The organism is Halocynthiibacter sp. C4 (assembly GCF_028823805.1).
Classification (GTDB): domain Bacteria; phylum Pseudomonadota; class Alphaproteobacteria; order Rhodobacterales; family Rhodobacteraceae; genus Falsihalocynthiibacter; species Falsihalocynthiibacter halioticoli.
The window spans coordinates 39340-60782 of record NZ_JAPEIE010000005.1 but is presented as its reverse complement, the minus strand read 5'-3'; the positions used below and the strand labels follow the sequence as shown (position 1 = coordinate 60782).

Sequence of the window (21443 nt, the reverse complement as noted above, 5' to 3'; positions counted from 1 at the left end):
CTATCGTCCCGGGACTTCTTTTCTCGGGGGCTGGATATCCCAGTTTTCGATCACTTCAACAGCTTCAGCCGCGGTATCGACAAAGCGGAAGAGATCAAGATCGTCAGCAGAGATCGTTCCGGCTTCTGCTAGAGCTTCCCAGTTGATGATTTTTTCCCAGAATTCCTTGCCAAAGAGCAGGAACGGAACCGGCTCCATCCGACCTGTTTGAATGAGGGTGAGGGCTTCGAATGTCTCGTCCAGCGTGCCAAACCCGCCTGGAAACACTGTGATGGCTTTGGCGCGCATCAGGAAGTGCATTTTGCGAATGGCGAAATAGTGGAAGTTAAAACAAAGCTCCGGTGTCACATATTCGTTCGGGGCTTGCTCAAAGGGCAGCACGATATTGAGGCCCACAGAGACGCCGCCCGCGTCAACCGCGCCGCGGCTGCCGGCTTCCATGACGCCGGGCCCGCCGCCAGTTACGATCACGTTGTCTTTGTTTCCGGTTTCCATCGACTTCAAAGTCATCAAACGGGCAAATTCCCGCGCTTCCTCGTAATAGCAGGACAAATCCGCGAGCGTTTTCGTGCGCGCCGTGTCCTTTTTCGCGGGTTCCGGTATGCGCGCGCCGCCAAACATAACGACGGTTGAATTGATACCGTGCTCGTCCAGGCCCATCTCCGGCTTGAGCAATTCAAGCTGAAGTCGCACAGGGCGCAACTCTTCGCGGCACATGAAATCGCTGTCATCGAAGGCCAGTCGATAGGCAGGAGAGCGTGTTTGCGGCGTATCTGGCGTATGGTGTGATTGCTCGCGATCTTGGTGGCTGTCTCGGAAAGGGTGGCGGCGGCTGTCGTCGTTCATCGGGTGTTTCCTCTAACCTGCATTGCGTGCTTACCCTTAGCGGTCTATATGCTTCAACGAACTGACGCCATAGAGGATTAGGGTTACGCATGTCTAACGCACAACTGGAAACCGCAATCGAAGCAGCATGGGACGCGCGCGACACGATCACGCCCGACACCAAAGGCGAACAACGTGATGCGATCGAAGCGACACTTGCCGCACTTGATGGCGGTACGCTGCGCGTGGCCGAGCCGCGCGACAATGGCGAATGGCACGTAAACCAATGGGCCAAGAAAGCTGTGCTTCTTGGATTCCGCATTAAAGATATGGAACCACAAAGTGGCGGCCCGCAAGGTTCCGGCTGGTGGGATAAAGTCGACAGCAAGTTCCTTGGTTGGGGCGAGAACGAATGGAAATCTGCGGGCTTCCGCGCTGTTCCAAACTGCGTTGTTCGTAAATCCGCCTATATCGCACCTGGCGTTGTCCTGATGCCATCCTTTGTGAACCTCGGCGCTTATGTGGATGAGGGCACCATGGTTGATACATGGGCAACAGTCGGATCCTGCGCGCAGATCGGCAAAAACGTACACCTCTCTGGTGGTGTAGGCATCGGCGGCGTTCTTGAGCCTATGCAAGCTGGCCCAACCATCATCGAGGACAACTGCTTTATCGGTGCGCGCTCTGAAGTTGTTGAGGGCTGCATCGTCCGCGAAGGCTCTGTTCTTGGCATGGGCGTGTTTATCGGCAAGTCGACCAAGATCGTTGATCGTGAAACCGGCGAAGTGATGTATGGCGAAGTTCCACCATATTCTGTTGTGGTCGCAGGCTCTATGCCAAGCAAAAACGGCGTTAACCTCTATTGCGCAGTGATCGTTAAACGCGTCGATGCAAAGACACGTAGCAAGACAGGCATCAACGAGTTGCTTCGCGACTAACGCGGCATTCATTGACCATGCGCCCCTGCCTTGCTAAGCGGGGCGCATGACAGCAAAAAACGCTAAATCAAAGAAATCCTCACGCCAGAAAGTCTTTACGCTTCTGGTTGAAGTCGGCCGCAGCGAGAATGACGGCTTACCTGAAAAGGCAACGGGCGCGGCGCTGATGGTCTACGCAAGCGGTGTGGATGAGGCCGAGGCCGTTCGCGAAACGGTTGCGATCCTGAAGCAAGCTGAAATGGCTCCGCTTGATGTCTCTGGCTACGGCACTCTTGAGGAGCGCCTCAAAGAGGGGCACGACATCTCTCAGGAAGAGCGTGATCTTATGGCGCGCGCCAAAGAAGAAAACAGCGTTATCGTCGTGCAGTCGACTCCGTTTTTCGACTGAATTAGACACTGTTCTGGGCAATTCATCGCCCAGTTTGACAGTATATGCACAACGCCTGAGCGGGTATCAAACCGCAAAGACAGGAACCAGACATGACCAACACAGACCCTGTAAGCCTAACCGCAGATTTGATCCGCTGCCCCTCGGTGACGCCAGAAGAAGGCGGCGCGCTTGTCTTGCTTGAGAAGCTCCTGTCAGACGCTGGTTTCGAATGCACGCGGGTGGATCGTGGTGGCGTAAGCAATCTGTTTGCGCGCTGGGGGCATCGCGGCGCAAACAAGACGTTCGGGTTTAACGGGCACACCGATGTTGTCCCTGTTGGCGATCTCGCTGCTTGGACGGTTGATCCCTTCGGTGCCGAGGTGAAAGACGGCTGGCTTTATGGTCGTGGCGCGACGGATATGAAATCCGGAGTTGCAGCTTTTGTTTCTGCGGCCATTGACCTTGTCACAGATACGCCACCGGACGGCGCCATTATAATTGCCATAACTGGCGACGAAGAAGGCGACGCCATCGATGGTACGACTGCGCTTCTGGACTACATGGCCCAGGCGGGCGAGAAAATGTCGGTTTGCCTTGTCGGAGAGCCAACATCGCCGAATGTGCTTGGTGATATGATGAAAATCGGACGTCGCGGTAGCTTGACCGCGTATTTCACAATCAACGGCGTGCAAGGGCACTCGGCCTATCCGCATCGTGCCAAGAACCCTGTGCCTGCAATGGCGCGGCTCATGGATCGGTTGGCGAGCCATACACTCGATGAAGGCACAGACCATTTCGATGCCTCAACCCTCGCGATCACAACTATTGATACCGGAAATACCGCGACAAACGTTATCCCCGCGGCGTGCAAAGGCACCGTAAATATTCGGTTCAATGATACGCACAGCGGCGCAAGCCTTGACGAATGGCTTCGTAGCGAAGCCGATAAAGTGGCGCAGGAGTTTGGCGTTGATATCGATGTTAAGGTCACTGTTTCGGGCGAAAGTTTTGTAACTCCACCCGGAGAGCTTTCGGCTATGGTTGCCAAAGCGGTGACGGAAGAAACGGGCGTGACCCCCGAACTTTCGACATCCGGCGGTACTTCAGATGCGCGGTTCGTAAAAGATCACTGTCCTGTTGTGGAGTTTGGCCTTGTTGGAAAAACCATGCATCAGGTAGACGAATGCGTTGAGATCGACCAGATCAACCGTCTTAAATCTATCTACGCCCGCGTTCTGAACGACTATTTTGCATGACGGTTTTTATCGAACAAACAGACGATCTCGAGGCCTGCCTTGCGCTTAGGATCGAAGTGTTTGTTCGTGAACAAGGTATTCCTTTTGATGAAGAGATCGATGATCTAGATGCAGAAGCTCTCCATCTGATTGCCGTTGATGATGGAAAACCAGTTGGAACGGCGCGTTTGATTGTCGACGGAAAGACGGGGAAAATCGGGCGCGTATGCGTTGCGAAAAGCCATCGGGGCACGGGCTTGGGCGCAGCTTTGATCAAGGCAGGGCTTGCGCGGTTTGAAGGCAATTCAGGCCTGAATAGAGCCTATCTTTCGGCGCAAGTTTCCGCGATTGGATTCTATGAGCGGCTCGGGTTCAAAGCCTACGGAGAGCCTTACGACGACGCTGGCATTCCGCACCGTGATATGGAGCGGCCTTTGTGAAACCAACGCTCGTGATCATGCTCAAAGAACCACGGCCCGGACGGGTGAAAACGCGGTTGGGCAGAGGTATCGGCATGGTTGGGGCCGCGTGGTGGTTTAGGCATCAGGTCTCGTCGCTGTTGCGTGAGTTGGCTGATCCGCATTGGCAAATTTTGCTTGCTGTCTCTCCAGATGTTGATGGAGCCAAGAGCCGCGTTTGGCCTGCGCAGTTTCAGCGTATTCAGCAAGGGCGCGGCGACCTCGGTGATCGGATGGGGCGGCTTTTCCGTGGCTTACCAGCCGGTCCAGTTGTGATTATTGGAGCGGACATTCCAAACATCAAAAGGTCCAATATTAGAGCCGCTTTTTGGGTGCTCGGACAGCATCAAGCCGTTATCGGACCAGCGCCAGACGGGGGCTATTGGCTCATCGGTTTGAAGCGCGTTGCGCGCCCACCGGCCACTCTGTTCGAAGGTGTGCGTTGGTCAAGTGAGCACGCTCTTGCAGATACGCTAAAATCGCTTGGCACTTATTCGGTTGCGATGATTGAAACCAAACAGGATGTTGATAGCGTGGACGATCTCCGCGCCCTTCGAAGCAACTCCATGCGTGACGTGCCCAATTCCCCGTGCTAGTGCAGGCGGATGGTACATATCCCTTCTAAAGACGAGATCTTACAGTGGATCTCGGACAATCCGACGAAAACGAGCAAACGAGACATTGCCAAGGCATTTGGCATCAAAGGTGCTGCGCGGATTGATCTGAAGCGCGCGCTCAAGGAACTCGAGAGCGAAGGCCACCTACAGAAGCGCAAGCGCAGCTATACCGACCCTGAAGAGCTACCACCCGTGAGCGTTCTGGAGGTCATTGGGCCAGACGCCGATGGTGATCTGACCGCGCGACCCCTTGAATGGCAAGGAACCGGTGAGGAGCCCAGAGTTGTGGTCGTTCCAAAGTCTGGCGATCCGGCCCTTGGTAAAGGAAACCGCATCCTCGCGCGCTTGAAAAAGGTAGGCGGCGATGAGTTTGATTATGAAGCGCGCCTCATACGTAAAATCGGCTCTAACCCGCTTCGAATTCTCGCAATATTCCGCGAAAGCCACGAAGGTGGTCGCCTTGTTCCGATTGATAAAGGGGCGGATAAGGAATGGCTCGTACCCGAAGGCGCAACCGATGATGCACGCGATGGCGAGCTTGTCGAAGCGCAGCAAACAGGCCCAAAAGGGCGCATGGGGCTTCCGCGCGCCAAGGTTGTTGCGCGTCTGGGAGATCCTAGCGAACCGCGTGCTGTTTCTCTTATCGCCATTCACCAGCATGGGATTCCCGATCATTTTCCTGACGCTGTAATCGCGGAAGCCGATAAGGCAAAGCCTGCGCCGTTGGGTGATCGGCTCGATCTGCGGGACATGCCTCTCGTGACAATCGATCCTGTCGACGCGCGCGATCATGATGATGCCTGTTTCGCCCAAATAGACACTAATCCTGCAAATAAGGGCGGCTTTATCGTTTGGGTCGCTATTGCGGATGTTGCGCATTACGTCACTCCTGGGTCTGCACTTGACCGAGAGGCGCGCAAGCGGGGCAACTCCAGCTATTTCCCTGATCGCGTTGTGCCGATGTTGCCAGATCGGCTTTCTGGCGATCTTTGCTCGCTACACGAGGGCGTTGAGCGCCCCTGCGTTGCGGTAAAAATGGTCATCGACAAAGATGGGACTAAGATTTCTCACGAATTCCATCGCGCGATGATGAAGTCTGCGGCCTCGCTTGCATATGCCGAGGTTCAGGACGCGATGGACGGCCGCGCAAATGAAAAATGCGAGCCGCTGTTAGAGGATGTCATCAAGCCACTTTACGGGGCCTATGCGGCTCTAACACGGGCCAGAGAGGCGCGGCAGCCACTTGAATTAGACCTTCCAGAGCGCAAAATCGAGCTTGGCGAAGATGGAAAAGTTGCGTCGATTGCGTTTCGTGAGCGGCTTGACGCGCACAAAATGATCGAAGAGTTCATGGTGCTTGCCAATGTCGCGGCGGCGGAAACTCTTCTGAAAAAGAAAACACCTCTGCTCTATCGCGTTCACGAAGAACCAAGCACAGAGAAGCTAGAAGCTTTGCGAGAGACAGCTGTTTCGTCAGGTTTGGTTTTGGCAAAAGGGCAGGTGCTCCAGACGCGGCACTTGAATCAATTGCTGGCACAGGCCGCAGGCACGGATCAGGACGAGTTGATCAATATTTCAACGCTCCGCTCCATGACGCAGGCTTATTACAGCCCTGAGAACTTTGCTCATTTCGGCCTCGCGCTTCGAAACTACGCGCATTTCACATCGCCCATTCGGCGGTACGCTGACTTGATCGTGCATCGCGGTTTGATCTCCGCGCATGGGTGGGGCGATGATGGTCTGAGCGAACAGGATATTGAGTCACTCGAGGAAACAGCACAGCAGATTTCTGATACCGAACGCCGCTCTATGGTTGCGGAGCGTGACACGACCGATCGCTATTTGGCGTCTTATCTTTCTGAACGTTTGGGAAATGAGTTCAGTGGCCGCGTTGCCGGAATTGCGCGGTTTGGCGTGTTTGTTAAGCTGGATGAAACTGGCGCTGACGGGTTGGTTCCAATCGGGACAATCGGGCGCGAATTCTTTGTGCATGACGAAGACACCAACACCCTTCGTGGCGAGAAATCAGGACTCACGATTGGGCTTGGTCAACGTGCGCTTGTGCGCCTCGCAGAGGCAACTCCGGTCACTGGTGGCATCACATTGGACCTTCTGGAGTTGGATGGAAAAGCACTTCCCAAGAGTTCCAATTCGGGTGGCGGCAAAACACATCGCGGCCGAAAAGTGGGTCAAACACGGGCGAAAAAGGCAAAATTGAAGCGCAAGGTTAAGCGGAAGCGTGGGAACTAGGTATCGGCAAAAATCGGCGTAGCTTTGCCAAAACAAGGCTGGCCAATTTACAGAGTTGAAAAACGCGATACTCTGAAGGGAGAGCAGCAAATGATAAAACCATGCAATTACTTCGAACGATACTCATTGCCCTTTCCCTTTGTATCCCGGCATTTGCATATGCCGCGGGTGAAAAGACCCGCCCAATGGCACGCCCTGATGTGACGGGAGATATGCACATGAGCGCAGCACAGGGCGAGCAGGGTTTTGAGGCGTGGATTCACCAATTTCGGCCGCGAGCACGCGGCCAAGGAATTTCGGATGCGACCCTAAACAGTGCTTTTGGCAGCATTTCCTATGATGCGGATGTTGTGAAAAAGGATCGCAACCAGTCTGAATTTACCAAACAGATTTGGGAGTATCTTGATAGCGCGACCTCTGATGCGCGTGTTTCGAACGGTAAGAAAGCGTTGAACAAACACATTGAGTTGTTGCAGCAGATCGAAGCGACCTACGGTGTCGAAAAAGAGATCGTTGCCGCTGTTTGGGGGCTTGAAAGTGCCTATGGTGCGTTTCGTGGTGATGTTCCGATTATAGAGGCGCTCGCAACATTGGCTTATGACGGGCGGCGTGGACGGTTTTTTGAAAGCCAACTGATTGCGGCGCTTAAGATCTTGCAAGCAGGGGATGTTTCCCAAGGCAAAATGAAAGGGAGCTGGGCCGGGGCTATGGGCCACACCCAATTTATGCCCACCTCCTATCTGAGCTATGCCGTTGATTTTACGGGTGATGGAAAGCGCGATATCTGGGACGATAATCCGGCCGATGCGCTGGCTTCAGCGGCGGCTTATCTGCGGGAGTTTGGATGGAAGACAGGCCAGCCTTGGGGTGTTGAAGTGCGCCTTCCGAAAGGATTCGACTATCGGCAGACAAGCGAACGTGTAAAGAAACCGGTGTCGGCATGGACCGAAATGGGCGTGCGCGATGTAAGCGGCAAGTCGGTGCCGAACTATGGCCGCGCGTCAATCTTGCTGCCTGCTGGTGCGCAGGGGGCGGCGTTCATGATTTTTGACAACTTCCATGTGATAGAGCGATACAACACGGCGGATGCCTATGTGATTGGTGTGGGGCATTTGGCAGATCGAATTGCTGGCGGCCCGCCGATTCAAGCGACCTGGCCGCGTGGTGACCGTCCGTTACATTTTAGGGAAAAGATTGAGATGCAACAGCTTTTGGCAAAAGCTGGTTTCGATCCACAAGGCACGGACGGCATTATTGGGCCGAATACGATTGCGGCGATTAAAGCGTTTCAAGAGAATGTAGGGATGGTGCCCGATGGGTACGCCAGTGTTAACGTTTTGAAGAAGCTTCGATAACCAATGCGTAGCTTTGATGAGATCTATGAGATTTCGGCAAGCCGCAAGGGCGGCGCGGATGCGCTTGAGGAACTGTTAGGTAAGCCTTTACCTCAGAGCGAACTGTTGGAAATTCCGGATGACAGATGGCTGTCGCGGTTTAGCCAGCATGTGTTTTCTGCTGGTTTTAACTGGAAGGTGATTGAAACAAAGTGGCCGGGGTTTGAAGAAGCTTTTCACGGGTTTGATCTTGGGCGCTGTGCATTCATGGATGACGAGATGTTTGACTCCCTCATCCAAGATACGCGGATCGTGCGGCACGGGGCAAAGATCCTGTCGGTTCGAGACAATGCGGCGTTTCTGCTCGAACTGCGTGATGAACATGGCTCTGTTGCTCAAGTATTGGCGGGATGGCCCAAGGATGACTATGTCGGGCTGCTAAAAATGCTTAAGAAGCGCGGCACACGTCTTGGCGGGAATACTGGGGCGTATGCGTTGCGGTTTATGGGCGTTGACGGGTTTATTTTCTCGCGGGATGTGGTGGGAAGGCTGGTTGCTGAAGGGGTAATCGACAAGGCACCGACGTCGCAAAAGGCATTGGCGCAAGCACAAAATGCCTTCAACACTTGGGCTGAACAATCAGGCCGCAGTTTAACGGAAATCAGTCGAGTGCTGGCGTTTAGCCTTTAGTCTCTACGCTTTTTGCGCTTCAGAGTATCACCGAGCTTCAGTTTTGGCGTGAGTTCAACACGATCCTCTGGGCTCGGATCTTCCCCCTGCGCACGGCGCGCAATGATTTGCGCGGCAAGCTTGCCGATCTCGCGGCGTTCCGACCCCATAGAGGCAAGTTTGCGCGGCAACCCGTCTAGAAGCTCAACACCATTGAAGCCCGCAAGGCCTATGTGTTTCGGAACCTTGATACCTTTTTCCAGACAGTAAAGAAGCCCGCCTGCGCCAATCATGTCATTGGAATAATAGAGGAAATCTAGGTCTGGTGTGCGCTCAAGCATCGCCTCTGTCATTTCGCGGCCTTTAAGGAGCGCAGAGCCGCCAGAGTAAAATTCCTGATCGGCCACCTCAAGCCCAGCTTTTGCCAAGGCTTCGGTAAAGCCTTCAAACCGTTTGCGCGCACGGTGATCAAGCGGCATCTTTGTGCCCATAAACCCGATGCGTTTGTAGCCAGCCTTGATAATCGCTTGCGCCATCTTGCGACCGGCGCGGCGATGCGAAATGCCGACCATTGCATCTATGGGTTCGCCATCGACATCCATAATCTCAACGATAGGAATGCCTGCGTTTTCCATCATTGCGCGTGAAGCGTCGGAGTGCTCCAAGCCAGCAATGATTACGCCGGAAGGCCGCCACGAGAGCATTTCAAAGAGAACTTCTTCTTCCTTTTCCGGCAGGTAATTCGTGACGCCAACAACGGGTTGAAGTGGCGTGTCATCAAGCACGTCTGAAATGCCCGTCAAAACTTCGGGGAATACCATGTTTGAAAGCGACGGGATGATAACCGCCACCAGATTAACCCGCTGGCTGGCCAAGGCACCCGCGATCTTGTTGGGGACATATCCAAGGCGCTTTGCGGCCTCCTGAACCTTGACCCGCGTCTCCGCCGAGACATCGCCACGATTTCGCAGCACGCGGGATACCGTCATTTCGCTCACGCCCGATGCTTCAGAAACATCGCGGAGGGTGAGGGGACGCTTAGTTGCAGGGGAGGACTGGCTCAATGTAACCACCATATGAAATTTTGATTTCTTTATTGATAGCGCGAAAATCTCTCTTGTCCAATGACGGATGCTGGAGTATGTTATCGCTAACAGTAAAGTCCGGCGCGTCCTGCAAGCTCTCTATCTCTTGGCGCAATGGATTGAGGGGGATGTGGTGGGCCAAATTCACTCCCCCTTTACTGTAACCTCCAACGGTATTTCTCTTTGCTCCGGTCTGCGGAACGTGCCACTGTTTTCGCAAGAAAAACGGAGGTAGGCATGGCGGATTTATCGGAAGTCGGGCAGCATTTTCTGATGGGGCTGCGGCCGACAACGTCGTTGCACAAAGATGACAAGCACATGTTGGCCACGCTTAAGCCGCTCGGGATTGTCCTCTTCCGCGATAATTTCCTCCAAGATGCGCCCTACGATGAATGGTTCCCTGCCTACCAGTCATTGCTAAATGAGGTTGCAGCTGCGCTTGGGCGCGATGACTTTGTTGTCAGTATTGACCATGAGGGTGGTCGGGTCTGCCGGCCTCCCGAGCCAGTAACCCAATATGATTACGCTCGAAATTGGGCGGACAAGGCCGAAGATGTAGGCGTTGCCGTTGGGCGCGAGCTGGCGTCTTTGGGCATTAACCTGAATTTTGCGCCGGTGCTGGATATTGACTCTAATCCGGACAATCCGGTCATTGGCCCTCGTGCGTTTGGCGCTACTCCCGAAGATGTTGTTAAAGCCGGTTTGACGTTTGCGCGGGCGATGGAAGGCGAAGGGGTTGTAGCATGTGCGAAACACTACCCTGGCCACGGAGATACAGCGCAGGACTCACATTACGAATTGCCTGTGGTGAATACCCTTGCCGGAGAGCGCAATATCCGCGAGTTGGTGCCGTTTAAGGCCGCAATCGAAGCGGGGATGCAGATGATCATGACCTCGCACGTTATGATTCCTGATATTGATCCAGATTTTCCTGCGACGTTATCAAGCCGAATTGTTCGCGAAGAACTTCGTGGTCGGTTTGGCTACGATGGCGTTGTGATTTCAGACGACACAGGCATGCGCGCAATGGACAGCTATTTCAAAGCCCCCTCCGTCGCGGAGGATTTCTTTGCGTCAGGGCATGATATCCTAATGATCTGTTCCTATTGGGCAGATACCGACAGAGCGCTTGGCCTTGCGGAGCATCTTATTAAAGCAAAGAAATCAGCGAGCTATGCACAAGGTATTCTCGCACCTTCCGAACAGCGGCTGGCCCGTTTCCGCGAAGCTTTGCCAAAGAATACACCAAAGCACATGCAGCCAGAGTTCTGGGCAGCACATAAAGAAGTTGCCCCGCTATTTGCGGGGGAGCGGGCTGTTATCGTTCGGTAATTGACGTGGCGAATGCGTCGCCATCTGTACTGTAGGGATGCGCATATAGGGATGTCTATATGCTTGATTTAATTAATGAATTATTCGGATCTTTGCCTGAAATAGTGTGTAAGATTTGCGCCTGAATTTACGCTACATTCCCAGTACGTTACCCAAAAATCTATCGTTACGCGTTAGTGCTAAGCTTTGCCAAAAACGCAGACTTTAGACACTCGAGAGTGGACGCCAACGGAGGTATTGCCTTACTTATTCAGTAATAGCAGGATGATTGCAAAGTACTGGTTAGATTGGCTACCCATTGTTTTCGTTACCAAATTGGCTTCGTGCAAAACCAAGACAAATTTCCGAGCCGCAGCGGTTCGGTTCTGATGCTATGCCCCGAACGGCGGCAGCAAGCTTTGCAAACAACATTGATCAGTTAGTGATCGATCTCTACCGACCTCACATTTTATCCAACGACTGTTTGATCGTTACCGGCTACCAAGACTTTTTGTCTTCGCTTTCCATTTTGATGAAAGAAGTTCCTGAGCTGAGGAATCCTGCGCAGGGAAGTGAAACCCGAATTCGGGTCGCCTTTGGTGTTGATACAGCAAATGCAACGCGCCTAGGCAGATCCATTCCAGTTACCGAGGAGATGAAGCTTTTTTGGCTCGAGCGCTCGGGACTACATGTAGAGGATGACGAAGACCTTCTTGCAGTTCTTGCAAGGCAAGCGATTCTTAAAGGCATCATCCAACTGAGGGTATTTGACCCAATCCTAGCGAAAGAAAAGTTAGGTATCTCAGGTGAGCGGCGTCTTCATTCGAAAATCGTGAGCTCGCCAAAGGGCGCAGTCGCTGGCTCTGCTAACTTCTCAAAATCGGGCCTTTATCGAAACATCGAATATGCCGATGATTTGGATAATGGGAGCCATGACCTCCAGCTAAAGAGGACCCAATCGGCCGAACAAGTTTGGGATGCCTCGGTCGATTGGAGTGAAGAAGCACTGGAAATCCTCGATAAACTCATCAAGCCAGTCACCGCCGAAGATGCGATGGCGCGAATGATTGCAGAGCAGACAGGATTTGAACCGTGGCTTACTGGACAGCGACAATCGATTACTGGGCATACCCTTTTCCCCTATCAACAGGAGCTAACTTATGAAGCCTGCTCAATCGTCTACGATCACGGAATTGCGTTTGTCGAGGCGCCCACAGGATCAGGAAAAACGGAAATCGGGTGTCATCTAGCTGAGTCGCTTTCTGAAACCTTTTCTCATGTCATTCCCATGTCTTCCGTGCATGACATCTCGCGGAAAAACGCGGCTGTAATCGCCCCGCCGAAGGTGATCCCGAGTTGGGAAAAGCACTCGACCAACTCTTTAACTGCAATTGCAAACAGCAAGCTTGCAAAGCAAAAACTCAGAGGAGCTGGAAACCAAGTAAAATCGGGACTGCGCCTCGACCAATTTGGGACTATCATCATTGATGAAAGTCACACAGTCACACCCGGGTTTGAACGGGCTTCGCAGATGGCGGCGGCAATTGAACTGGCTCCACCATGTTGGAATGTATGCCTGTCTGCAACGTTACTTGGAAATCGTGACGTCGACTGGCTTACTCACATGCAGGAAAAACGTGCATCAATCTTTATGACGCCGGACTACATCCAAACAATGGGCGAGCTTTTCCAAAAAGAGATGCATAAGCAACCTATCATTTTCGATCAAGGCGCGCCGCTTGCCGCCCTAACAGAGCCAGACACTACCTTATCTAGAGAGACGCGATCACAACTGGCTGCGCTGATTTCGCCATTCCTGACACGCCGACAACGGCACTGCATCGGTGAAAGTAATGATCGGACCAAACACACTTATCCAAGACTGGCTAACCACGGTCGCCCCACCGTGCTCAAGACGACGAAAAAGCATCGCCAGTTACTAGACGAAATTGTCGCCCTTTGCCGTGAGCTTGCACCTGGGGGCCGCGTTACTGCTACTGAGAAAAGCCGCTTTGGACACGAAAGAACCCAGCAGAGCACCCAAGATCAACTCCACATCCGCAATCTGTTGAACATACTTAGAGCCAATTCGGCACAAGCAAGCTGGGAAATGTCTCACGGCGTCATCGGTAAATGGTTGCGCGAGTTCGAGGGCGGTTCCAATGCACGAAAGAACAAACTGCAGTCCAAGCAACAGGACATGTTCTCGCTCTTGGATATCGATCAGCCTGGACCGACAGGTACGTGTGATGAACTCAGCAAGAAGCTCAAAGCGAAACCGTTGGCAGAGTTGGATGAGCGCCGGTACAAAGCTTGCCTTGATATCCAAGCAACCAAAGATCGGGTTGTGTTTTTGGCTGAGCGAACAGATACCCTCGAGATTTTTGCAGAGGCACTATCGCGCAAAGGGCATCACACGAATTTTGTCGTGGGAAATCAGACAAAAGGCGAAAATCGCGCCGTAAAGGCCATCTTTGGGGACGCCCCTGATAGCTTCGAGCGCATCGTATCAGGTAAGTCTGTAGAACAGTTTTTTCGGCCGGGCGGGAAGAAGGCACCGAAGGGTCCGGCATCTATCTTCATGACCTATAAGATGGCAGAAGGTATCAATCTACAGTCTTCAGACACGCTTGTCTTGCTTGGGGTAACTTCTAACCTCAAGGAACTCATTCAAGGGCTTGGCAGGATCGACAGGATAGATAGCCAATTTGGGATCGTAAATTACCACCTTGTCGATGTTCCTGTAGGACAATTCGCCTCCGACGAGAAAATCACACAGCGGATCGAAAACTACAAAACCCTATCTGGCGAGGAACTGATTGATGCAGTTCAGGAAGAAAGGTCAGAAGATGCAGAGGCTATCTTGGCAAGCGTGGTTGAGTATTTGCGCGCCCCGCGGCGGCTTCGCAATAACAATTTCCATGACGTTCTCTCAGTTACAAGAAAGGCGCTTAATCCTTACAAATATGAACAGATTTCTAAGGCAAAAATTGAGGGCACTTGGGGAGCTGAATTATCCTTGTTATCTGGAAAGGAGAGCTTCACGGCCCTGCATCTCAAGGGCGCGAACACTCAGAACCGCTTTTTGCCGCCGCGTTTAATTTTGCTCAGACAAGATCAAGATGGCCTCAGGCTGGAAAGAGAGCAGTTAAGCTGTGCGCAAACGTTGAACGCAGCGTATGAACGGACCAAAGACCTAGGACAAGAAACAACCCATATGTCGGTTGCAAAACTTACGAACGCGCTGGAAGTCGTGTCCGGACAACTTGGGGAAATTACAGAATGGGATTTACGGCCCGCGCGAGTGGAAAGCTTAATGAAGGCATGTGCAGAGTTTATGAACCAATGGGAAAGAGACAAACTTGATGATCAACAGCGCTTCGGTCTCCTATCGCTGCCCTCAATAGAAATGATCTGCGAGAGCTGGAGTAGGCTCCTTGATCCCTACTGGGAGCAGGTGAAACACGAGCTACGCCAAAGTTTTGCCTATGAAGACCTACCCAAGGGCTACATTGCCCTCCAAGAAGTACTCAAAAAGCTCGAGCAGGATCGCCTACAATCTCCTGAAGTTTACGATCTGATGTCCACAGTGATTTCAGAGGCAGAGCGCCTGTCGTACAGCCATGAGCCTGAGATCGGTCGGCGCGTGTCAGTCGTGTTCTTTTCAATTGGCAGCGGTGACCTGTAAAGTTTCCTGGGGGTGGCCCAATCCGGCTCCCAACCAGATTACCCGGCGTCTGCAGGTAGTCTTATCAGTGCTCCGATGCGAGGATTTTTGCTGCTTGTTCAGAGTTTGAACTTCGCAAAACAGAATTCTCCCGCGGTCTTGCAAATCGCTACAGTGGCTATTGAATGCGATGTTGAAGCAACTTGATTTCGTCGCCCGATATTTTAACGCCCTTGCGCCAAAGATTGTCCTTCATCACGGACGGATATTTGTGTGCATAATCACGATATTTGTCATTGGACACAGCAAAGGATATTGGCAAATAATTGAGGCATTCGAGAATGTATTTGTCAGCTTGAACTCCGCTAGGCACGACATAGATTTCGTCTTTCTTGAGCCCGAATATACTTTCGAGCATCGCCAATGAATGTCGCGTGCCGCTTGAAAAAGCCCCGTGTTTGCCGAGTGTGTAAAAAATATTGGCGTCAAAAAAGCAAACGATACGATATCTCTGTGAACGAAGAAGGTCTACAACTTCGCCAAGCGGTTGGGCGTCTAGGCCATGTTTGTGGCCAAGATGGTAAATGTTGCTTCCATCAAAAACCGCTGTTTTCTCATCCAGTCGCAATTCACGCATAAACCCCTGACGATCATTACGCAGCAGAAAATGTTGCTTGTGCGTGCGAGCACTGCGATTCAGCAACCACCAGAGCACCGCCACTGTCGCTAAAAGGATCAAAACGGGGGCCATGCCCAAGTCTGTCTCTCCCAAAAACAACCACAAAAGCAGCGCAGATATGCTTGCGAGAAGGCTTAGGTTTGCGAGATTTAGAAGGGTCCGACCGATCCACGACCCAGCATTGGTGCTTGGTTGAGAGTCAAAATTATTTGTGAGCAATTCGCCCAATGTTACGGGTTTTGAGGCCAAAGTGTTTCTCATGTAGATGCTGTTTGAAGAAACGTATCCAAGCAACTCTGGAAAGTCTATGAGGGCTTGAAAAGCTTTGTATGTATTCAAAAAACCAGTCAAACAACGCTTGCCTAAAGCTCGAAACCTTCGTGCTGCGGATTCCATTGTCCGCAATCTTTCTTCCCGCTCATTGGCAGTCATGGCCCATCGCCGACAATCTCCACGGGTTAGCGTGCTGTTCATCAAAGCAGACATTCGCTGCGAGCGCTCGGATTGACGAATTGATTTCACGCGTTCGTTCTGTAGTTGAGAGCGGCTAAAGCGAACCTCTATTTTCGAGATTAACAACGAACCTTCAATGTAATGGTCAAATTCGTTACACTTGGTAAGTTGACCAGAACCGCCTTGACCTCATTGGAATAATGCGCAGTCTCAGCGGGTAACGAATTTCAGGAGAACCGACGATGAGCCACTACTTAAAAAAATCATTTGTGCTCGGAGGAGCGCTCTCATTGGCAGCGCTAAGCGTTCAGGCTGAAAGCTTCAACTGGGCGTCGAAGACAGATCCACAGACGATGGACCCTCACGCAGTCAACTCTACGCCAGTGTTGTCATTTCTAAACAACATCTATGAAGGTCTTGTACGACGTGCGCCGGATATGTCGATCGAACCGTCCCTCGCGACGTCATGGGAACCGCTGGAGGGCGAGAACGGCTGGCGATTCAATCTGCGTGAAGGCGTGACATTTCAGGACGGCGCTGCCTTCACCTCCGAAGATGTCATGTTTTCTTATGAACGCGCGTCAAGTGAAGCAGCCGATACTCGGTCATGGTTCTCACCAGTCACTGATGTGCGCATTGTTGATGATTACACGATTGAATTCCTGACGAATTCCCCAAATCCATTGTTCCCATCGTCTATCGCGAACTTCATGATCCTCGATTCCGATTGGGCAAAGTCGAACGATGCGGTTTTACCTGCCAAGGATTCCGAGAATTTCGCGACCCTGAATGTGAATGGCACCGGGCCCTTTACCGTCGCAAGCCGCGATCCTGGCGTGAAGACCGTTTTGGTGCCGCACGCCGAATGGTGGGACACGCCCACTCACAACATCACCGAAGCCACGTTTACCCCGATCGGTAACTCCGCTACGGGCCTGGCCGCGCTTTTGTCAGGTGACATTGATTTCATCGAGCCGATCCCGTTGCAAGACGTTGAACAGGTCGAAAGCCGTGATGGGTACCGTGTTATCGAAGGTGAAGAAACCCGAGTCATCATGTTCGGGTTTGGACATGAACACGACACGCTGCTCTACTCAAACGATGTAACCGACACGAACCCGTTTACTGATCCGCGCGTGCGACTGGCTGCGGCACATGCTATCGATATCGCCTCCATCGACCGCGTGCTATTCCGCGGTAAGATCGAAGCGGCGAGCCAGTTGGTGCCAGCAAACATTTCCGGCTATTCCGAGGCCAATCAGGACCGCCCCGCGTATGATCCCGAGCGAGCAAAAGAACTTCTTGCAGAGGCAGGGTATCCCGATGGGTTCAGCTTCGGTTTGAAATGCACAAACGACCGTTACATTAACGACGAAGCCCTGTGCCGTGCGGCAGCTTCGATGTTTGCGGCTGTCGGTCTGGATGCACAATTGTCCACAGGTCCGGTGCGCGACTATTGGGAGCAGCTGCGAGCAGACGATTTCGATATGTACCTCTTGGGCTGGTCCCCAGGCACATTCGATATCGAGCATCCGGTGCGGTTCTTGCTTCATACCCAAGACGACGAGGCCAAATTGGGGTCATGGAATTTCGGTAACTATTCCAACGCCCGCGTTGATGAGCTGTTGCCTTTGATCTTGAAAGAACTCGATCCTGCGGCACGTCAGGAAATGATCGATGAGTTGGTCAAGATTACGCAAGATGACGTTGCATATATCCCGCTTTATACGCAGCCGTTGATCTGGGCAGTGAAAGACAACATCGACGTTACTCAACGCGCCGATAACTTCTTTATGCTGCGTTGGGTCACTGTGAACTGATCGAGATAGAAAAGCAGTAAGGCAATGGTGTTTTTCCTGACAAAACGGCTGATACAGTCGGTGTTTGTGATGCTCGCCGTTGCCTTTCTGGCGTTCTCTTTGTTCCGCTATGTGGGCGACCCCGTGTCTCAAATGACAGGGGTCGAAACTTCGGTGGAAGATCGCGAACGCTTGCGTGAAGATCTCGGTCTGAACGACCCGTTCGTCTATCAGTTTGTGCGCTTTACTGGCGACTTGCTGAAAGGTGATTTCGGATACTCCTATCGAACGCGACAACCGGTGGCGGAAATGATCGCATCGCGTATTCCCGCCACATTGGAGCTTGGGCTAGTTGCGCTGTTGATCTCGTTGCTGGTTGGCATTCCGGCGGGTGTCTACACTGCGCTGCGGCCGCGCGGGTTTGCCACGCAATCGATATTGATGATCACACTGGTCGGCGTTTCAATCCCCACCTTTGTCATCGGCATCATGCTGATCTTCTTTTTTGGCGTTCAGCTGGGTTGGCTGCCTACGTTCGGGCGCGGCGGCACAGTGAGTGTGGGCGGTTGGGAAACGTCGTTTCTAACGATCGACGGCTGGCGCTCCCTGATTTTGCCAGCGCTGACACTCGGTGTGTATCAGCTTACGTTGACGATGCGACTCGTGAGAGCAGAAATGATGGACGTTATGCAGTCCGATTATATCCGCTTCGCAACGGCGCGCGGTGTCCCGATGGGACGTCTGTATTTCCGTCATGCACTGTCAAATACCATGGTGCCTGTCATCACGATCATCGGTCTTCAGTTCGGTGGCGTAATTGCATTTTCCATTGTCACCGAAAGTGTATTCCAGTGGCCGGGGATGGGTTTGTTATTTCTCGAGTCGATCCGCTTCGTCGATATTCCTGTAATGGGCGTGTATTTGGTCGTGATCGCATTTTTCTTTGTTCTCGTGAACCTGATCGTTGATCTTCTGTATGTGTTGATCGACCCACGTTTGCGCATAAGTGATGTGTCCTGATGCTCGACTTTATCAAACGCCATGAAGGCCTCTGGCTTTTCACGCACTCACCGTCAGTGATGATCGCCGCGATTGTTGCGCTGGCCATCCTGATCGGAGCAGTTTTCGCGCCGTGGATTGCGCCGGTTGACCCCTATGACCTTTCTTCGTTTTCGCTGATGGATGGATTGCTGCCTCCTGTATGGGAGGAATTCGGAACATCTAAATTCCCGCTCGGCACCGATGATCAGGGGCGAGATATGATTTCCTCCATCCTGTACGGGTCACGGCTTTCGCTCATCATCGGGGTCTGTGCAATGGCTATCGCGTCGATCTTGGGTGTTGGGCTTGGGTTGGCTGCCGGATACATTGGCGGGCGATTTGATGCTGTTATCATGCGCATCGCTGACATCCAACTGGCTCTGCCCGCTATCCTGACTGCCCTGTTGATCGATGGCATCGCCCGCGGAATCCTGCCACCAGAGTTGCGGCAAGACATGCGCGTTGTTGTTCTGACGCTCGCAATTGCGCTGTCGCTTTGGGTAAACTTTGCGCGGACCGCACGAGCATCGACATTCGTCCAGATGAACAAGGAATACGTGCAGGCAGCAATGATGCAGGGCCAACATCCGTTGCGGATCATGTTTGTGCATATCCTGCCGAATATTCTGGGGCCGCTGCTGGTAATCATGACTGTCGATCTAGCCTCTGCGATTTTGCTTGAGGCGACCTTGTCATTTCTTGGTATCGGTCTGCCTGCTGACAGCCCGTCATTGGGCACATTGATCCGAATAGGGATGCAATTCCTACTCTCTGGCGAATGGTGGATTTTGTGGATACCCACGCTGTTCCTGATCGCGCTGGTCGTGTCCATCAACGTGCTGGGCGATTTCCTCCGTGACGTCTTTAATCCGAGGCTGCGCTGATGTTGAGGGTTGAGAACCTAACCGTAAAATTCCCGTCCCGCTTTGGTGATTTCACCGCCGTGCAAGATTTGTCGATGACCATCAAGCCGGGTGAAATTCATGGTCTCGTTGGTGAAAGTGGCGCAGGTAAATCCACCGTCGGCGCGGCGATTATCGGGCTGCTGCAAAGCCCGGGCTATATCTCGGACGGCACCATGATGCTGGGTGACACCGATTTGCGCGGTCTGGACCAGCAAGAAGCCCACCGTCTGCGTGGCAAGCGTATTTCGATGATCTTTCAAGACCCGCAGACAAGCTTGAATCCTTTAATGCGCATTGAGGACCAGCTCGTAGAGACCATCCTCGCGCATGAAGACATTTCCTCCGCTGCAGCCAAGAGCCGCGCAATTGATCTGCTTGAAGAAATGGGAATCAAAGACGCGGCCTCGCGCATGCAATCATATCCGCACCAATTTTCCGGGGGCATGCGCCAACGTGTTGTTATCGCCTTGGCGCTTTGTACAAATCCCGAATTGATCATTGCCGATGAGCCGACAACCGCCCTTGATGTTGCGGTGCAATCGCAGGTGCTGGATCTCATCCGGCGTCTTGCAGAAGTACGCAAGGTTGGGTTCATGTTGATAACCCATGATATCGGCGTGATTGCGCGAATTGCCGACACAGTAACGGTCATGCGGCACGGCAAAGGAATTGAAAGCGGCCCTACCGCGCAGGTTCTGGGAAATCCGGTTCATACTTATACCAAACAATTGATGGCGGCTGTTCCCCCACTCGATCGAAAGATAGACCGTTTCATGGTGCCGGAGAAAGACGACATTGTGACATCAAATATGAACAGCGGTGCCCAAGCAGAGGCGTGGTTGCTTAGCGGTACAAAGTCGGACCCGATCGGCCTTTCTCTCTCTGATATCGACGTTACTTTTCCGGGCGTTCGGACATCTATCTTTAAAAAGCCGGATCCGTTTGTCGCGCTAAGCGAAATCAATTTCGACGTGCGCCCGGGATCCGTCATGGGAATTGTCGGAGAAAGTGGCTCCGGAAAATCTACGCTGGCGAAAACACTGACCGGACTGGTCAAACCAGCCAATGGCACGATGACACTTGGGGATTCCGATCTGCCAGGTGGAAAAACAAGAGCACGCAAACATCCATCTCGGCAGCTGATGCAGATGGTTTTCCAAGACCCGTTCTCCTCCCTGAATTCGAGGCACAAGATCGGTGATATCTTGGCCGAACCACTTTGGCTGTATGGTCTGGTCAAGGATCAGAAGGAACGACAGGAATTGTGTGCAGACATGCTCGGCCTTGTCGGTATGCCACCTGAGGCAATCAATAAGTTTCCTCACCAGTTTTCCGGCGGCCAACGGCAACGCATCGCGGTTGCGCGGGCTCTTTTGGCGCGGCCGAAAATACTGATCTGTGACGAGCCAACTTCGGCCCTCGACGTATCCATTCAAGCACAGCTTTTGAACCTGCTGAAAGACCTGCAAAAGGCGTTTGGACTAACCGTCATCTTTATCAGCCACAATCTATCAGTCGTGCGCCAGATGTCGGATGATGTTGTGGTTTTGCGCAACGGGCGCATTCAAGAAAAAGGCCCTTCAGAGCAGGTGTATGAAGATCCTAAAGCGGACTACACAAAGAGATTACTGGAGCTGACCCCAACCATGCCGAGCAAGTGGATGTCATGATGACCCAAATGACAGGTGAGCAGGCATTGCGTAGTTTGCGGCAAAGGTCTGGTTCACGCCGTTAGCGCGGAATGTCGAACTACATCTCCTTGTCGGAAGAAGCGTTCTGACTTTGAATCAACTGAGCAAGTATTTAC

17 protein-coding genes are annotated in these 21443 nt (G+C 52.7%); 14 read left to right on the top strand and 3 right to left on the bottom strand.

From position 1 onward, the window contains the following. Positions 1-846, bottom strand: a complete 846-nt coding sequence (locus tag OU789_RS15780; protein ID WP_274656651.1) for an LOG family protein — start codon at positions 844-846, stop codon at positions 1-3. Positions 847-935: 89 nt separating this feature from the next. Here OU789_RS15780 and dapD point away from each other — a divergent pair, with 89 nt between their 5' ends. The 8 genes from dapD to OU789_RS15740 all read left to right on the top strand — a co-directional run bounded on the left by dapD (position 936) and on the right by OU789_RS15740 (position 8717). After that, the gene (gene dapD / locus OU789_RS15775; protein WP_274656649.1) at positions 936-1763 is read left to right on the top strand and encodes a 2,3,4,5-tetrahydropyridine-2,6-dicarboxylate N-succinyltransferase; all 828 of its coding nucleotides are present in this window, start codon (positions 936-938) and stop codon (positions 1761-1763) included. A gap of 46 nt (positions 1764-1809) precedes the next feature. Next, on the top strand, positions 1810-2151 hold the full coding sequence (locus OU789_RS15770) for a hypothetical protein (protein WP_263951867.1): 342 nt from the start codon (positions 1810-1812) through the stop codon (positions 2149-2151). Positions 2152-2243: 92 nt separating this feature from the next. Beyond that, entirely contained in the window at positions 2244-3389 is a 1146-nt protein-coding gene (gene dapE / locus OU789_RS15765) for a succinyl-diaminopimelate desuccinylase (protein WP_274656647.1), read from the top strand. Further along, entirely contained in the window at positions 3386-3808 is a 423-nt protein-coding gene (locus OU789_RS15760) for a GNAT family N-acetyltransferase (protein ID WP_274656645.1), read from the top strand. The genes dapE and OU789_RS15760 overlap by 4 nt, the downstream gene beginning before the upstream one ends. Next, positions 3805-4422 (top strand): TIGR04282 family arsenosugar biosynthesis glycosyltransferase, encoded by a 618-nt coding sequence (locus tag OU789_RS15755; protein WP_274656643.1) that lies wholly within the window; start codon positions 3805-3807, stop codon positions 4420-4422. Before OU789_RS15760 ends, OU789_RS15755 begins: the two co-directional genes overlap by 4 nt. A 9-nt stretch (positions 4423-4431) precedes the next feature. Further along, positions 4432-6693 (top strand): ribonuclease R, encoded by a 2262-nt coding sequence (gene rnr, locus OU789_RS15750; protein WP_274656641.1) that lies wholly within the window; start codon positions 4432-4434, stop codon positions 6691-6693. A 101-nt stretch (positions 6694-6794) separates the two neighbouring features. Continuing rightward, positions 6795-8048: a lytic murein transglycosylase gene (locus OU789_RS15745; RefSeq protein ID WP_446719194.1), complete on the top strand. Its 1254-nt coding sequence runs from the start codon at positions 6795-6797 to the stop codon at positions 8046-8048. A gap of 3 nt (positions 8049-8051) precedes the next feature. Next, positions 8052-8717 (top strand): DNA-3-methyladenine glycosylase I, encoded by a 666-nt coding sequence (locus tag OU789_RS15740; protein ID WP_274656639.1) that lies wholly within the window; start codon positions 8052-8054, stop codon positions 8715-8717. Here OU789_RS15740 and OU789_RS15735 read toward each other — a convergent pair. Beyond that, a complete protein-coding gene (locus OU789_RS15735; RefSeq protein ID WP_263951874.1) occupies positions 8714-9760 on the bottom strand; it encodes a LacI family DNA-binding transcriptional regulator in 1047 nt (348 codons plus the stop codon). The two genes, OU789_RS15740 and OU789_RS15735, sit on opposite strands and share 4 nt — an antisense overlap. Positions 9761-10018: 258 nt before the next feature. Between OU789_RS15735 and OU789_RS15730 the strand changes: the two genes are divergently transcribed. Further along, positions 10019-11113: a glycoside hydrolase family 3 N-terminal domain-containing protein gene (locus OU789_RS15730; protein WP_274656636.1), complete on the top strand. Its 1095-nt coding sequence runs from the start codon at positions 10019-10021 to the stop codon at positions 11111-11113. A 298-nt stretch (positions 11114-11411) separates the two neighbouring features. After that, positions 11412-14780 (top strand): DEAD/DEAH box helicase family protein, encoded by a 3369-nt coding sequence (locus OU789_RS15725; protein ID WP_274656634.1) that lies wholly within the window; start codon positions 11412-11414, stop codon positions 14778-14780. Between the two features lie 157 nt (positions 14781-14937). Here the strand turns inward: OU789_RS15725 and OU789_RS15720 are convergent, their stop codons facing one another. Then, a complete protein-coding gene (locus OU789_RS15720; protein ID WP_274656633.1) occupies positions 14938-15870 on the bottom strand; it encodes a hypothetical protein in 933 nt (310 codons plus the stop codon). A gap of 263 nt (positions 15871-16133) precedes the next feature. Here OU789_RS15720 and OU789_RS15715 point away from each other — a divergent pair, with 263 nt between their 5' ends. Genes OU789_RS15715 through OU789_RS15700 form a run of 4 tightly spaced genes read left to right on the top strand, consistent with a single transcriptional unit; the run spans position 16134 to position 21306 of the window. Beyond that, on the top strand, positions 16134-17711 hold the full coding sequence (locus OU789_RS15715; protein WP_274656631.1) for an ABC transporter substrate-binding protein: 1578 nt from the start codon (positions 16134-16136) through the stop codon (positions 17709-17711). A 24-nt stretch (positions 17712-17735) separates the two neighbouring features. Then, positions 17736-18710 (top strand): ABC transporter permease, encoded by a 975-nt coding sequence (locus OU789_RS15710; RefSeq protein ID WP_274656629.1) that lies wholly within the window; start codon positions 17736-17738, stop codon positions 18708-18710. Continuing rightward, complete coding sequence (locus OU789_RS15705) at positions 18710-19615, top strand: ABC transporter permease (protein ID WP_274656628.1); 906 nt, start codon at positions 18710-18712, stop codon at positions 19613-19615. The genes OU789_RS15710 and OU789_RS15705 overlap by 1 nt, the downstream gene beginning before the upstream one ends. After that, on the top strand, positions 19615-21306 hold the full coding sequence (locus OU789_RS15700; protein ID WP_274656626.1) for a dipeptide ABC transporter ATP-binding protein: 1692 nt from the start codon (positions 19615-19617) through the stop codon (positions 21304-21306). The genes OU789_RS15705 and OU789_RS15700 overlap by 1 nt, the downstream gene beginning before the upstream one ends. Positions 21307-21443: the final 137 nt, after the last annotated feature.